Annotated in this window: 15 protein-coding genes and 1 pseudogene; 15 read left to right on the top strand and 1 reads right to left on the bottom strand. The window is 71.6% G+C overall.

Features of this window, described 5'->3' with window-relative positions:
- Positions 1–132 precede the first annotated feature (132 nt).
- The 12 genes and pseudogenes from ACFXB5_RS18090 (at position 133) to ACFXB5_RS18035 (ending at position 11,070) form a co-directional block, all read left to right on the top strand.
- On the top strand, positions 133–1,182 hold the full coding sequence (locus tag ACFXB5_RS18090) for an endonuclease/exonuclease/phosphatase family protein (RefSeq protein WP_385208646.1): 1,050 nt from the start codon (positions 133–135) through the stop codon (positions 1,180–1,182).
- A gap of 83 nt (positions 1,183–1,265) precedes the next feature.
- Positions 1,266–1,787: a zinc-binding dehydrogenase gene (locus ACFXB5_RS18085; protein ID WP_385208643.1), complete on the top strand. Its 522-nt coding sequence runs from the start codon at positions 1,266–1,268 to the stop codon at positions 1,785–1,787.
- Between the two features lie 103 nt (positions 1,788–1,890).
- A complete protein-coding gene (locus ACFXB5_RS18080) occupies positions 1,891–2,256 on the top strand; it encodes a hypothetical protein (protein WP_385208640.1) in 366 nt (121 codons plus the stop codon).
- A gap of 169 nt (positions 2,257–2,425) precedes the next feature.
- Positions 2,426–2,611 (top strand): annotated as a pseudogene (locus ACFXB5_RS18075) (LysR family transcriptional regulator); the annotation flags it as partial.
- A 22-nt stretch (positions 2,612–2,633) separates the two neighbouring features.
- Entirely contained in the window at positions 2,634–3,806 is a 1,173-nt protein-coding gene (locus tag ACFXB5_RS18070; protein WP_385208637.1) for an MBL fold metallo-hydrolase, read from the top strand.
- 309 nt (positions 3,807–4,115) lie between these two features.
- On the top strand, positions 4,116–5,033 hold the full coding sequence (gene ltnD / locus ACFXB5_RS18065) for an L-threonate dehydrogenase (RefSeq protein WP_385208635.1): 918 nt from the start codon (positions 4,116–4,118) through the stop codon (positions 5,031–5,033).
- A gap of 1 nt (position 5,034) precedes the next feature.
- On the top strand, positions 5,035–6,315 hold the full coding sequence (otnK, locus tag ACFXB5_RS18060) for a 3-oxo-tetronate kinase (RefSeq protein WP_385208632.1): 1,281 nt from the start codon (positions 5,035–5,037) through the stop codon (positions 6,313–6,315).
- A complete protein-coding gene (locus ACFXB5_RS18055; protein ID WP_385208629.1) occupies positions 6,312–6,986 on the top strand; it encodes an aldolase in 675 nt (224 codons plus the stop codon). The genes otnK and ACFXB5_RS18055 overlap by 4 nt, the downstream gene beginning before the upstream one ends.
- Positions 6,987–7,076: 90 nt before the next feature.
- Entirely contained in the window at positions 7,077–8,384 is a 1,308-nt protein-coding gene (locus ACFXB5_RS18050) for an MFS transporter (RefSeq protein ID WP_385208627.1), read from the top strand.
- Between the two features lie 33 nt (positions 8,385–8,417).
- Entirely contained in the window at positions 8,418–9,209 is a 792-nt protein-coding gene (gene otnI, locus ACFXB5_RS18045) for a 2-oxo-tetronate isomerase (RefSeq protein WP_385208624.1), read from the top strand.
- Positions 9,206–10,222, top strand: coding sequence for a D-erythronate dehydrogenase (gene denD / locus ACFXB5_RS18040; protein ID WP_385208621.1), 1,017 nt, complete (start codon positions 9,206–9,208; stop codon positions 10,220–10,222). Before otnI ends, denD begins: the two co-directional genes overlap by 4 nt.
- Before the next feature lie 92 nt (positions 10,223–10,314).
- Positions 10,315–11,070, top strand: a complete 756-nt coding sequence (locus ACFXB5_RS18035; protein ID WP_385208618.1) for a FadR/GntR family transcriptional regulator — start codon at positions 10,315–10,317, stop codon at positions 11,068–11,070.
- Positions 11,071–11,094: 24 nt separating this feature from the next.
- On the opposite strand, the gene ACFXB5_RS18030 is transcribed toward ACFXB5_RS18035, so the two are convergent.
- On the bottom strand, positions 11,095–12,123 hold the full coding sequence (locus ACFXB5_RS18030) for a helix-turn-helix transcriptional regulator (protein ID WP_385208615.1): 1,029 nt from the start codon (positions 12,121–12,123) through the stop codon (positions 11,095–11,097).
- A gap of 114 nt (positions 12,124–12,237) precedes the next feature.
- Here ACFXB5_RS18030 and ACFXB5_RS18025 point away from each other — a divergent pair, with 114 nt between their 5' ends.
- The 3 genes from ACFXB5_RS18025 to ACFXB5_RS18015 all read left to right on the top strand — a co-directional run.
- Positions 12,238–12,801: a DinB family protein gene (locus tag ACFXB5_RS18025; RefSeq protein ID WP_385208730.1), complete on the top strand. Its 564-nt coding sequence runs from the start codon at positions 12,238–12,240 to the stop codon at positions 12,799–12,801.
- A 102-nt stretch (positions 12,802–12,903) separates the two neighbouring features.
- On the top strand, positions 12,904–13,794 hold the full coding sequence (locus ACFXB5_RS18020) for an aldo/keto reductase (protein ID WP_385208612.1): 891 nt from the start codon (positions 12,904–12,906) through the stop codon (positions 13,792–13,794).
- Positions 13,791–14,652: DNA glycosylase AlkZ-like family protein (locus tag ACFXB5_RS18015; protein WP_385208609.1), on the top strand; the 862-nt coding region annotated here is incomplete at its 3' end. The genes ACFXB5_RS18020 and ACFXB5_RS18015, both read left to right, overlap by 4 nt.

Here is a 14,652-nt window from a genome sequence, read left to right as displayed (position 1 = left end):
GGGCCCGATCCTAGGGAGTGGGTGGCCCACCGTCACCGGATTTTCCGGCGGCCCGTGCCACCACCCGCGCGAACGGAAACCGATGCGCCTGGTGGCCCGTCTTGGGGGGCGGAACCTCACGGATGGGAAGCCATGGTGGAGCAGGTGGACAGCGGTACGACGGCGCCGGTGCGGGCGGGGGTGGCCCGGCGGGCCGGGCGCCGGGTGGTGCGGTGGGCCCGGTGGGGTGACGCGACGGGGGACGCGCGGGGCGGGTCGCCCTGGACGCGGGGGCGGGTGCTCGCCGTGCTGGCGGTGCTGACGGCCGGGCTGCTGGTGTTCCACCGGGCGGTGCCCAACTCCGTTGGGCACATGGGCAGTTTGCTGGAGGCGTTCCTGCCGTGGCTCGGCGTGGTGGTCGTGGTGCTGTTCGGCCTGGCGCTGCTGCGCCGTTCGGCCCTGTCGCTGGTGGCACTGCTGCTGCCGGTGGCGGCGTGGACGTATCTCTTCGGCGAACTGTTCCTGCCCGGGGCGGAGCCCGGCCCGCGTGACCTGGTGGTGGTGCAGCACAACGTCAGCGACGAGAACGCCGATCCGGCGGGTACGGCCCGCGCCCTGGCCGGCGCCGAGCCCGATCTCATCGCGCTGGAGGAACTGGTGCCCCGCGCATTGCCGGTCTACGAGCAGACCCTCGCCCCGGACTACCCGTACCACGCCGTCCGGGGCACCGTCGGGCTCTGGTCGAAGCATCCGCTCACCGATGCCCGGCCGTTGGACATCAAACCCCACGGGATCGCGGAGGGGTGGAACCGCGGACTGCGGACCACCGTCCGCACCCCGCACGGCGAGATCGCGGCGTATGTCGCACACCTGCCGTCGGTGCGCGTCCGGGCGAGTGGCCTCGCGTCCTCCTGGCGTGATGAGAGCGCCGGGCTGCTGGGCGGGGCCATCGCCGCCGAGAAGCGCGATCGGGTGGTCCTGCTGGGTGACCTCAACGGCACGGCGGACGACCGTGGGCTGGCCCCGCTGACCTCGCGGATGAACGTGGCGGAGCGGGGCTTCGCCTTCAGCTTCCCCGCGGGTTTCCCGCTGGCCCGGATCGACCAGGTCATGGCCCGCTCGGCAACCGTCGGCCACATCCGCGCCCTGCCCGCCACCGGCAGCGACCACCTGCCGGTCGCCGCCAGGATCACGCTGGACTGAGGGGGATCCGCTCGGACCATGCGCATCCCCCGGTGCCCTCGCCTGCCCCATGCACCAGCCAGTACAAACTCGGATAAAATGACATGGACGCACGATCAACGACGCCCACCCGCCCCGCTGCCGCTGCCAAACCCCGGCCGGCGCCACTGACGCCGCGGCCAAGCCCCGCCCCCAGGGCACACCCGGGGACGGCCGCACATCCGGAGTGGGCCGACGAGGTCCACTCGGTGGCCGGGGGCCGTGCGGTGAGCGTGGCCCTCGACCCGATCGGCGGGAAGCCTGCGGAGCGCCTGCTGGATCTGTTGGCGCCGGGCGGAAAGCCGGTGAGTTACGGGCTGATCGCCGAGGAGCCGATCTCGGTGCACGCGGCGACGCTGCTGAACAAGTCGCTGACGCTGCGGGGCAAGAACGTGGTCGGCCGGTGGCTGTCCGAGGCGTCCGCCGAGCGGCGGGCATCCGACATGGCCACCGCGCGGCAGATCGCGCTGGGACTCACGGACCAGTTCGACGTGGCCGCCACGTACGGCCTCGGCGAGTTGGCCGGCACCGTGGAGCACGCGGTGCGGCCCGGCAAGGTCGGCACCGTCCTCGTCCGCACCTGGTAGCCGTGGTAGCCGCCACCACGTCGCGGGGTCTCCTCGGGAGCGGTCCCGGGATGTGCGGGTTAGAAATGCGGCGCACGCATTCCCGACCCAGGAGGTTCCACTGATGAGTACCGGTATGCGCTGGAGGACCGCGACGGCCGCGGTGACCACGACCCTGGCGGGCACGCTGGGACTCGGCCTGATGTCGCCGGTGGCGCAGGCCACCGCCCACGGGCCCTGCTACGACGGGCGGTGCAAGGTCACCGTGTCGAGGCCCACGAGCATCAAGGTCGACAGCCATCGGTTCGGGTTCGGGAAGCTGCGGATCACCCACATCAGCTCCCGGTCCGTGAAGATGGCGGCCACCACTACGGGCGGCGCGCACCTGAGCGGCAGCACCAGCCCGGGCGGCACCGTCAGGCTCAACAACCTGAGCATCGGGGTGCGGTCGGTCAGCGGCCACAAGGCCAAGCTGGTCCTCTCGTCCTGATGTCCTGACCCCTCGTCACCTCACGGAATGGCACCCCGGCGCATGCGTCCGCGCCGGGGTGCCATCCGTAGTACGGTTCCGTCGTCACGCGCCGCGAACCGGATTCCTGCTCGGACAGGACTCGCCTCGGCTGCCCATTCCGGCCCGATCATGACGAGGACCCAGAGCGATGCCACCGTCCCTCAGCAACTTCAACATGGACCTCCTGGTCCCGCTGCATGCCCTGCTGATGGAACGGAGTGTGACCAAGGCGGCGGAGCGCGTCGAGGTCACTCAGCCCTCGATGAGCACCTCGCTCGCCAAGCTCCGCTGCCACTTCAATGAGCCGCTGCTGGTCAGGGACGGCCGCCGCATGGTGCTGACTCCCCTACCCCCATGTGCAGATCAAGGTCGCCCCGCTGCACCACGGCATGGTCGACCAACTCCGCAGAGCCCAGTGCGATCTGGTCATCTGGCCGCCGATGATCCAGGACAGGGAGCTGGAGACGTTCTCCAGCGCCACGTTGTTCACCGATGAGTTCGTGGCCGTGGTGGACCAGGACCACCCCGAGGTCGGTGAGGTCCTGACCTCCGATCAGCTCTGCACCCTGCCGTACGTCCAGATCGGGGGGCCGCAGCCCACGATCGCCGACTCGGTTCTCGCTCAACTCGGCCTGCCCCTCCGGGCCGTGGCCGCCACCGACAACTTCACCAACGCGGCCTGTCTGCTCCCCGGCACCCGCATGGTCGCGGTGATACAGCGGCGCCTGTTCGACCAGCTCGGCCCGCGTATCGGCCTTCGGACCGTGGCGCTCGATGTGCCGCTGCCACGGCTCGTCGAGTCGATGTACTGGCATCCCAGGAACACCGTCGACCCCGCCCACCGATGGCTGCGCGAGCGGGTCCTGCGCCTGTGCGCCACCGACCTTCCGGACCGGCCGCACGACGACACCGGGCCTTCGCGGGGCGCGGCGAGGGCGGGGGTCCGGGTGCCGTCCCGGTCCGGCGTCCGGTCGCCTTCCACCGACATGCTCAGGCCGACCCACGAACACTTCGACCACTTCTCCGAGGAGACGCTCCGCAAGGCCGCGGAGAACAACCCGGCCCTGCGCATCTGGACCAACACCTCCGTCGCCAAGCAGCTGGACGGCCTCGGCACCCGGGTCACCACCGTCGGCGAGGGCGAGACCTTCACCGCGGCGGGATTCGAGGTGAGGGTCTACGGCACCTGGCACGCGCCCATCCACCCCGACATCCCGCCGGTCGGCAACGTCGGCTTCCTCATCGACGACGCCCTCTTCCACCCCGGAGACGCGCTCACCGTCCCCGATGCCACCGTCGACACCCTGCTGCTGCCCGTGCACGGCCCCTGGTCGACCACCGGGCAGCTGATCGACTACGTGCGGGAGGTGGCCCCACGAGACGCCTACGCCATCCACGACGGCGCTCTCAATGACGTCGGCAACGCGATACTCGCCGGGTTCCTGGGCGACAACGGCCCCGGCGTCGGGGCCCGCTACCACCAGTTGACCGCCGGCACATCCATCGGCCTCTGCCGAGTTGTCGGCTGAGTTGTCGGCCTCTGCTGAGTTCCAACCCGACCGCCCCGCAGGCGGCGCACTGGTGAGTCGCACGCGAAGCTCCATCGGAATGGATCGAGGTTCGGAGCCGGACACACCACGCCCGGCCGCGCCACGCACCACCCGACTCCACCCTCCTCATCCCACCCCATGTGACGGACGTCACAGTATGCGGGAGCCTTGTCTTCAGGTCATCATATGACCCGATCGCCGCAGGTGGCCGGGGCCGATCGCGCCCCGGACACCTCAGCAAGCGCGGCGGCGCTCCCCCATCAGCACAAGCCAAGGACGAGGAGGGGCATGAGCGACCAGGACAGGCCGACGCGACCGCGCGTGGGCGTGGTGGGGCTCGGGGCCATGGGACTCGGCATGGCGCGCAGCCTGCGGACGGCGGGCTACGACGTCGGGGTCCACGATCTGCGGCCGGAGGTGGCCGAGGGCTTCGCCCGCGACGGCGGAACGGCGTACGCCTCCCCCGGCGACCTGGCGGCCGCGGTGGACGTGGTGGTCAGTGTCGTGGTCAACGCGGCGCAGGTGGAGTCGGTGCTGTTCGGCGCCGACGGGGCCGCCGACCGGCTTCGCCCGGGGGCCGTCTTCGTGATGTGCTCCACGGTCGACCCGGGCTGGTCGGCGGAGCTCGGGGGACGTCTGGCCGAGCGCGGTGCGCTCTACCTGGACGCCCCCATCTCCGGTGGCGCCGCGCGCGCGGCGGCCGGTGAGCTGACCATGATGACGTCGGGCCCCGCCACGGCGTACGCGGTGGCCGACCCGGTACTCGAGGCCATGAGCAGCACGGTCTACCGCCTGGGCGAGCAGCCCGGCCTCGGTTCGAAGGTCAAGATCGTGAATCAGCTGCTCGCGGGTGTGCACATCGCCGCGGCGGCCGAGGCCATGGCGCTGGGTCTGAAGGCCGGTGTCCCGGCCGAGGCGCTCTACGAGGTCATCACGCACAGCGCGGGCAACTCGTGGATGTTCGAGAACCGGATGGCGCATGTGCTCGCCGGTGACTACACGCCGCTCTCCGCCGTCGACATCTTCGTCAAGGACCTGGGGCTCGTCCTCGATTCGGCGAGGCCGGAGAGGTTCCCGCTCCCCCTGGCCGCCACCGCTCACCAGATGTTCCTCCAGGCGTCAGCGTCCGGTCTGGGCTCGGAGGACGACAGCGCGGTCATCAAGATCTTCCCCGGGATCGATCTGCCCCAGTCGGTGGGTGCCTGACATGGGCATCCGACTCGGCTGCATCGCCGACGACTTCACCGGCGCCACCGACCTGGCCAACAACCTGGTGCGGGCGGGCATGCGCGTGGTCCAGCTGATCGATGTACCGCCGCCCGGCGCCGAACGGCCGGTGGACGCGGATGCCGTGGTCATCGCCCTCAAGTCACGGACCGTTCCGGCCGCCGACGCCGTCGACACGTCGCTGCGGGCCCTCGCCTGGCTGCGGTCCGCGGGTGCCGAGCAGATCTACTTCAAGTACTGCTCCACCTTCGACTCGACACCGGCCGGCAATATCGGGCCGGTCACCGAGGCCCTGATGGACGCGCTCGGCACCGACTTCACCATTGCCACGCCCGCGTTCCCCGACAACGGGCGCACGGTCTTCAAGGGCCATCTCTTCGTCGGCGATGTGCTGCTCAGCGAGAGCGGTATGCGCCATCACCCGCTCACCCCGATGACCGACCCCAATCTGGTCTCGGTCCTCGGCACGCAGACCACACGAGCGGTCGGGCTGATCGACCACACGGTGGTCGGCCGCGATGCCACGGCGGTCCGGGCGCGGATCGACGAACTGCGCGCGCAGGGCGCCGGAATCGCCATCGTCGACGCCGTCTCCAACGACGACCTGGTGCGCCTCGGCGCGGCGGTTCAGGGGATGCCCCTGGTGACCGCCGGTTCGGGCCTGGCCATCGGGCTGCCCGCGAACTGGGGGTTCACACCGTCCCGCGCCGCCGCACAGCTGCCGGCGCCCGGCGGCCACCGGGCCGTCATCTCCGGATCGGTCTCCGCCGCCACCAACCAGCAGGTCCAGGAGTTCCTGCGCACCGGCCGCCCCGCGTTCAGCGTGGATCCGCTGCGGGTCGCGACCGGTGAGGACGTGTCCGGCGAGGCGCTCGCCTTCGCCGAGGCGCATCTGGCCGACGGGCCCGTCCTCTTCTACTCCACCGAGGGGCCCGAGGCGGTCCGCACCGTCCAGACCCGGCTCGGCGCCGCCGAGGCCGGCGAGCTGGTGGAGCGGACCCTGGCCCGCGTGGCCGAGGGCCTGGTGCGGCGCGGTGTGCGTCAACTCGTCGTCGCGGGCGGCGAGACCTCCGGAGCGGTCGTCCGGGCGCTCGGCATCACCGGACTGCGCATCGGACCCCAGATCGATCCCGGTGTGCCCTGGTGCGCGGCGGCGCTGCCCGGCGGGGACACGCTCCACATCACGCTGAAGTCCGGCAACTTCGGTGGCCCCGCGTTCTTCACCGGCTCCTTCGCCCTGCTCGACCGGGAGGTCTCATGACCGAGCTCCGCGAGACCGCCGTGGACGAGGCACGCGACGAGATCGTCCGGGTGGGCACGAGCCTGTTCGACCGGGGCTATGTGCACGCCAGCGCCGGGAACATCAGTGCCCGGATCGGCGACGGCCATCTGATCACGCCCACCGACGCCGCCCTGGGTTTCCTCGAGCGCGACCGCCTCGCGCTGGTCGACGCCCAGGGTGAGCAGCGCGCGGGCGACCGCGCGAGCAAGACCCTGACGCTCCATCGGCGTATCTACGCGGCCGACCCCACGGCCCGGTTCATCATCCACACCCACTCCACCCACCTGGTGGCGCTCACCCTGGCCGGGGTGTGGAGCCAGGACGACGTGCTCCCGCCCATCACGCCGTACTTCGTGATGAAGGTGGGGCACGTTCCGCTCATCCCCTACCACCGGCCCGGCGACCCGCGCGTGGCCGACCTGGTGACCGCCCGGATCGCCGACCGCCTGGCGAGCCACACGCCGATCAGGGCCGTCCTCCTCGACCGGCTCGGCCCCGTGGTCTGGGGCCCGAACGCGGCCGCCGCCCTCGCCGTCCTCGAAGAACTCGAGGAGACGGCGCGTCTCTGGCTCCTGACCGACCGTCGACCGGGGCCCCTCACCACCGACGCGATCGACGAATTGAGGACCACGTTCGGCGCCGCTTGGTGACCTGCCGCTCCCCCGTCCCCGTTCCCTCCCCGTCCCCTTCCTCGTCCCCTTCCCCGTCGCAGAATCCCTGAGCCGCAAAAGGATTCCGTCATGCCCATGCCCGCAGTGGCGGCCGAGACGCCCGCGCTTGCCCGCGAGAACACCGTCTACCGCAAGGTCGTACGCCGCATCGTCCCCTTCCTCGTCCTGTGCTACGTGGCCTCCTACCTGGACCGGGTCAACGTCGGCTTCGCGAAGCTCCAGATGTCCGATGACCTCGGGTTCAGCGAGGCGGCGTACGGCCTGGGGGCGGGCCTGTTCTTCATCGGCTACTTCCTCCTGGAGGTGCCCTCGAACCTGATGCTGCAACGCGTCGGAGCCCGCACCTGGATCGCCCGCATCATGATCAGCTGGGGCCTGGTCTCGGCGGCGTTCATGTTCGTCACCAACGAGGCGACGTTCTATGTGCTGAGGTTTCTGCTCGGTGCCGCGGAGGCGGGGTTCTACCCCGGGGTGATCCTCTACTGCACCTACTGGTTCCCCTCGCACCGCCGGGCCCGGGTGATCGCGATGTTCATGTCGGCCATCCCGGTGGCGGGCATCTTCGGCAATCCGCTCTCCGGCTGGATCATCGACAGTTTCCAGGGTGTGAACGGCTGGCAGGGCTGGCAGTGGATGTTCCTGCTGGAGGCGGTCCCCGCGCTCCTCGTCGGTGTCGTCACGTTCTTCTACCTGGACGACGGCGTGCGGGACGCGAAGTGGCTGACCGATGAGGAGAAGGCCGTCGTCGAGCGGGCGGTCGCCGACGACGGCGCGCACCGGACCGTGCACGGCCGGGTCCGGGACGCCTTCCGTGAGCCCAGGGTGTGGCTGATGTGCCTCATCTACTTCTGCTTCGTGATGGGCCAGTACGCCCTGACCTTCTGGATGCCCACGTTCGTCGAGTCCACCGGCATCGAGGGCAACGTGGCGATCGGTGTGCTCAGCGCCGTGCCGTTCGTGGCCGCGCTCGTCGCGATGAACCTGTTCGGCCGCTCGGCGGACAAGCGCCGCGAGCGACGCTGGCACCTGGTCATCCCGAGCCTGATGGGCGCCGTCGGGTTCTCGCTGTCCGCCGTGTGGAACGGGTCGACCACGCTGTCCCTGATCGCGCTGTCGGTCGCCGCGGCCGGGGTGCTGACCTGCGCTCCGCTGTTCTGGTCGCTCCCCACCGCGTTCCTGGGCGGCACCGCGGCGGCGGCGGGCCTTGCCATCATCAACTCGGTGGGCAACCTCGCCGGTTTCGTCAGCCCCTACATGATCGGCGCGCTCAAGGACGCCACCGGCTCGGCGTCGATCCCGATGTACGTCCTGGCCTTCACTCTGGTCGTGGGCGCCGCCGCGGTGCTCACCACCAAGAAGCAGGTCGTCAACCGCTGACCGGGACGTCCCGGCCCGAACGCAGGAGCCAGCATGCCGAGGTTCGCCGCGAACCTGTCCATGATGTACACCGAACACGACTTCCTCGACCGCTTCGCCGCGGCGTCGGCGGACGGCTTCGAGGCCGTCGAGTACCTCTTCCCCTACCCGTACGACGCCACCGAGCTGCGGCGCAGGCTCGACGACCACGGCCTGAGGCAGGTGCTCTTCAACGCGCCTCCCGGCGCCTGGGAGGCCGGCGAGCGCGGGATCGCGGCGCTGCCCGGCCGCGAGGCGGAGACGCGCTCCGGGATCGGCCGGGCCCTGGAGTACGCGGCGGAGCTCGGCTGCCCGCGAGTGCATGTGATGGCCGGGCTGGTGGGATCGGGCGATTCGGCCGAGCACCGCGACACCTATCTGGCCAATCTCGCCTGGGCCGCGGAACGGGCCGCCGCGGCGGGCGTCGACATCCTGATCGAGCCGATCAACGGCCGCGACATGCCCGGCTACTTCCTGAACCGGCAGTCCGAAGCGCACACCGTGGTACGGGAGGTGGCGGCCCCGAACCTCAAGGTGCAACTCGATCTCTACCACTGCCAGATCATCGAGGGCGACCTGACCACGACCCTGCGCCGTGACCTGCCGACCGGCCGGGTCGGCCATCTGCAGATCGCGGGCGTACCCGATCGCCATGAGCCCGACCGGGGCGAGCTGAACATCCGCCATCTGCTCGGCGTCATCGACGACCTGGGCTTCGACGGGTGGATCGGCTGTGAGTACATCCCCCGCGCCGGTACGAGCGAGGGGCTCGGCTGGCGACACGACTACCGAGGAGACAACGCATGAGGATCGTCATCACGGGTGGCTTCGGCTTCCTGGGCCGGCGGGTCGCCGCCGCACTGCTCACGTCACGGACGTTCCGCGGTGTGCCGATCGACCGGCTGGTGCTCGCCGACCGCGTGGTGCCGCCCGGTTCGGCGGCGGACGACCCCCTCGTGGACATCGTCCAGGGCGATCTGGCCGACCGGCTGGACGAGGTGTTCACGGAGCCGGTGGATGTGCTGATCCATCTCGCCTCCGCGGTCTCGGCCGAGTGCGAGGCCGACTTCGACCTCGGTATGAGCGCCAATGTGGACACCACACGCGCGGTGCTGGAGGCCGCGCGGGCCCAGTCGGCGGCCGGCGGGCCGATGCCGCGGCTGGTGTTCTCCAGCAGCGTCGCCGTCTACGGTTCCGATCCCGCGCTACCGCTGCCACCGGTCGTCAGCGAGTCCACCCTGCCCACCCCGAAGTCGAGCTATGGGATCCAGAAGCTCGTCTGCGAGCAGTTGATCGCGGACTACACCCGCCGCGGTTTCCTGGACGGGCGCGTCGCCCGTCTGATGACCGTGTCGGTACGGCCGGGCAAGCCGAACGCGGCTGCCTCCGGCTTCCTGTCCGGCATCATCCGCGAACCGCTCGCGGGCCTCCCGGCCACTTGCCCGGTCCACCCCGAGCTGAAGGTGGCCCTGGCCTCGCCACGGCGCACCGTCGAGGGCATCCTCCGCGTCGCGGAGGCAGAGCGCGGTGCCGGGCCGGGCCGGATCGCCGGCGGGGTGCCGGTCAACCTTCCGGCGCTCACGGTCTCGGTCGCCGACATGCTGAACACACTGCGGCAGGTGGCCGGCGACGCCGTCGCCGACCTGGTGACGATCGCGCCCGACCCCGATGTCGAGGCCCTCGTCGGCTCCTGGCCCGCCGTGTTCGACAACGCACGGGCCGCGGCACTCGGGCTGGCCCCCGACCCGGACTTCGCCTCGGTGGTACGCGCCTACGCCGAAGACCACGCCGACGCGGTCGTGGACAGAGCGCACCCTTAGGGATGTCCGACGGATCTTGCGGAGCCCCTGCCACGCTGCGGACACCCCGTAGCGGCCGGGGCGACCGGGGCGGTGCCGATAAACTGAAGACCATGTTCTCCAAGGTGAGCGGTCCCGTGCGGCTCGCGGATCGGGTCGCGGCGATACTCTCGGAAGAGATCGAGTCCGGACGGCTGGCCGAGGGCGACAAGCTCCCGACCGAAGTGGAGCTGGTCAAGCAGCTGGGCGTCAGCCGGACCGTCGTACGCGAGGCAGTGTCCCGGCTGCGCAACGCGGGCCTGGTCGAACCCCGTCAGGGGCTCGGCGTGTTCGTGATGCCGCGCCGCACCCGGCCACTGGACCTGGAGGCCGAGACCGCCGAGGACACCAAGTCCAAGGTGCGGCAGATCGTGGAGGTGCGCCGCCCCATCGAGGGCGAGGCGGCGTACCTCGCGGCCACCCGGGCCGCCCCGGCCGACCTCGCCCGGATGCGTCAGGCCCTGGAGGCCATCGACACGGCGGTGGCGGCCGGTGGCGACGGCGTGGACGAGGATCTCGCCTTCCACCGCTCCGTCGCCGAATCGACCGGGAACGCGGTGATGCTCTCCACGCTGCGCTACCTCGGCGAGGTGCTGCGCGGCGGAATCCGCGTCACGCGTGCGAACGAGGCACGCCGCGGTGACTTCCTCGAGGCGGTCCGGCAGGAGCACCACGCCATCCTGGCCGCCATCGAGGCCCGGGACGCGGAGGCGGCACGCGACGCGGCGCTGCTCCACCTGAGGCACGCGGCGTCCCGGCTGCACGACGCGGACGAGGGGTTCTGGACCGAGACCGAGAACCTCGAGGTGGATCTCGACGCCGCGCCCTGAGCCACGATGCGCGGCGCGTGGCGCTCAGCGGCTCGGGGGTGGCATGGTGTGCCCGGCGGGTCCGCTCGCCGCCGCGTCGGTGTAGCGGCGGGCCAGGTGGGCGAAGGCGTCTTTGAGTTCGGCCGGCCCGATGACCTCGATGCCGGCGTCGAACCTGCCGATGGTGGCGGCCAGTCCGGGCCATGACCACGCGCCCAGGACGAGTCGGCAGCGGTCCGGGCCAAGTTCCTCCACGACTCCGTCGTGGGCGAAGGGGGAGACGTCGGCGGCGGGGAGGTCGAGGATCACCTCGCCACGGCAGGGCCAGCCGCCGGGGCCGTCGGCTCCCTGGAACCTGCTCGCGACGAAGGCGGCCACATCCCCTCCGGGCACATCGCGCGGGGTGAAGCGGGGGCCCGTCGGGGTGCGCGGGGTGATCCGGTCGACGCGGAAGGTGCGCCAGTCCTCGCGGTCGAGGTCCCAGGCGACGAGATACCAGCGCCCGCCCCGGGTGACGAGGTGGTGTGGCTCCGCGCGGCGCGGCGGAGTGGCGGCGGGGCCGGCGTCGGAGGCACCCGGTGCGGACACGGGGGCGTAGTCGAAGCGCAGCACCTCGCGGGCGCGGACGGCCGCGCTGAGGGCCATGAGCACCTGCGGGTCGACCCGCGGATTCGGCCGGGTCCCGGCCCCTTCCACGGCGGTGACCTGGAGGGTGTCAACGCGATGGCGCAGCCGTGCGGGCAGCACCTGCCGGACGGTGCTCAGCGCCCGCGCGGCCGCTTCCCCGATTCCCGCCCCGGTGGCGGTGGCGGTCTGAAGCGCCACGGTGAGAGCCACGGCCTGGTCGTCGTCGAACAGCAGCGGTGGCAGTTCCGTACCGGCGCCGAGCCGGTAGCCCCCGTCGGGGCCCTTGGCGGCCACGATGGGGTAGCCGAGCTCGCGCAGGCGGTCGACATCGCGGCGCACGGTGCGCGGGCTGACCTCCAGCCGCTCGGCCAGCAGCTGCCCGGGCCAGTCCCGGCGCGCCTGGAGCAGCGAGAGCAGTGAGAGCAGTCGCGCTGAGGTCTTCGGCATGACTCCCATTCTGCTCGCGGTAGCGGCCACAACCTGTCCGCTTCCCCTGCGACTGTTCTCTCCATCAGAGCCCAGAACGACCAGAAGGATCCGATCACCGTGACCGCCACCACCATGCCCTCCTCCGAGCTCGACAGCGAGCGGGCCGATCTGCTCGCCGAACTCGCCACCGCGCGATCCGCCCTCACCAACACGGTGCGCGGGCTCGGCGACGAGCAGGCCGGCGAGCGTCCGACGGCCAGCGCACTGTGCCTGGGCGGGCTGATCAAGCACGTCGCGGCCATCGAGGAGGGATGGCTGCGCTTCGTACTCGAAGGCCCTTCGGCGCTGCGTTTCGACCTGCCCGACGGTGTCACCTGGGCCGACCTCGCGGCCGGTACCGCACGTGAGATCCCGCAGTGGGCGATCGACAACCAGAACAACTTCCAGATGCTGCCCGGTGAGACGCTGGCCGGGATCCTCCAGCGCTATGAGGAGGTCGCCGCCCGGAGCGAGGAGATCATCACCACCATCCCCGATCTGTCGGCGACGCATCCGCTGCCGGAGGCGCCCTGGAACGAGCCGGGGGCGGTGCACAGCGTGCGCCGGGTGCTGATGCACGTCATCGCCGAGACCGCCCAGCACGCCGGGCACGCGGACATCATCCGCGAGTCGCTCGATGGGCGGAAGGCCGGCTGACCGCCGACCGGATCTCCTCGGAACCCGGGGGGGGGGGCCCCGCCCCCCCCCCCCCCGGTTCCGGAACCCAAGAGCCAAGGAACCGAAGGGAACGGCGCGACTGTGAAGACGCGTGAGCTGGGGCGGACCGGTATCCGGGTCAGCCCCTACTGCCTGGGCACGATGCTGTTCGGCCGGGCGGGCAACCCCGATCACGACGACTGTGTCCGGATCATCCACCGGGCGCTGGACTCGGGGATCAACTTCATCGACACCGCCGATGTCTACGGACCCCACGGGGAGTCCGAGGACATTGTGGGCAGGGCGCTGAAGGGGTGGCGCGACGACATCGTGCTGGCCACCAAGGTCAACGGCACGATGGGCGATGATCCCAACCGTGCCGGCAGCGTGCGCGCCATCGGGTCCTCCAACCTCCCGGCCTCGGAGATCGTCGAGGCGCGGTGGGTCGCCGACCGGCGCGGACTGCACCGCTTCCGCACCGAGCAGCCCCCGTACTCCATCCTCAACCGCGCCATCGAGCGGGAGGTCCTGCCGGTCTGCCGGCGCTACGGCATGGGCATGCTGGTGTGGAGTCCGCTGGCGATGGGCCTGCTCACCGAACGCTACCGCGAGGGCGGGCCCACGGTGCGGAACGCGCGGATGAAGTGGGTGCCCCGGCATCTGACCGACGAGCGCGAACTCGACGCCGTGGAGCGGCTCATCCCGCTGGCCGAGGACGCCGGTCTGTCGCTGACCCACCTGGCGATGGCCTTCGCCATCACCCACCCCGGCGTCACCTCGGCCATCATCGGGCCGCGCACCATGGAGCATCTGGAGGATCTCCTGGCCGGGGCCACCGTCACCCTCGATGACGACGTCCTCGACCGGATCGCCCGGATCGTGGCGCCCGGAACCGACATCGGCCCGCTCGATGTGTCCTACACCCCGCCATCCGTCCAACGCCCGGCGCTACGGCGGCGACCGGCCGACGAGCGCGCCGGGGTGGCACGATGACCGTTCTCGGCAGCCGGGCGCTGGGCCGTGCGACGCTCGCCCGGCAGTTGCTGCTCGACCGTGCCGATGTGCCCGTCGTCGACGCCGTCGCGCACCTGTGCGGTATGCAGGCGCAAGAGCCGCAGGAGCCGTTCACCGGGCTCTGGTCACGGCTGCGCACGTTCGACCCGGGCGCCCTCTCCGACCTGCTGACCGGGCGAAGCGTGGTGCGCACCCACCTCATGCGCCGCACGGTCCATCTCCTCACCGCCGATGACACCGTGGCCTGGCGCGCCCGCCACGACGCCATGCTGCGTCAGCGGGTGCTCGGGACCTACCGCCGCGAGCTGGAGGGGATAGACCTCGGCGAACTCGCCACCGCGGGCCGGGCGGTGATGGCCGACGGCGAGCCGCGCTCGATGGCCGAGCTGGTGCGGACGGTCTCCGACCGCTGGCCCGCCCCGGCACCGCGGGCACTGGGCGAGATGCTGATCGCCGCCCTCGTCCCGGTGGCGCAGACGCCGCCGCGCGGGCTGTGGCGCTCCCGGGGAGGGGTGCGTAACGTCCTGCTCTCCTCCTGGCTGGGCCGACAGATGGACGCGCCCGCCCCCGACGGCTCCGACCCGGTCGGCCAGGCGCTGGTACGGCGCTATCTGGCCGCCTTCGGCCCCGCGGCCTCGGCCGATCTGCGCGCCTGGTGCGGCCTCGCCGGGCTCCCGGCCGCGGGGGGGGCGGGGGGCGGCCCGGGGGGGGGTGGTGTTGCCGCGGCGGGGCGCGGGCCCGCTCACGCTGTTGGACCTCCTCGCCCCCCTCGAGGGCGCGGCGGACCGGGGGGCACCGGCGGCGGCCGGGGACGCCACGGCCGGCCCGCCCTTGGAC

This window comes from Streptomyces sp. NPDC059455 (assembly GCF_042750115.1).
GTDB lineage: Bacteria > Actinomycetota > Actinomycetes > Streptomycetales > Streptomycetaceae > Streptomyces > Streptomyces endocoffeicus.
Note: the sequence above shows the minus strand (reverse complement) of the source record. Positions and strands in the feature narration are given on the sequence as shown.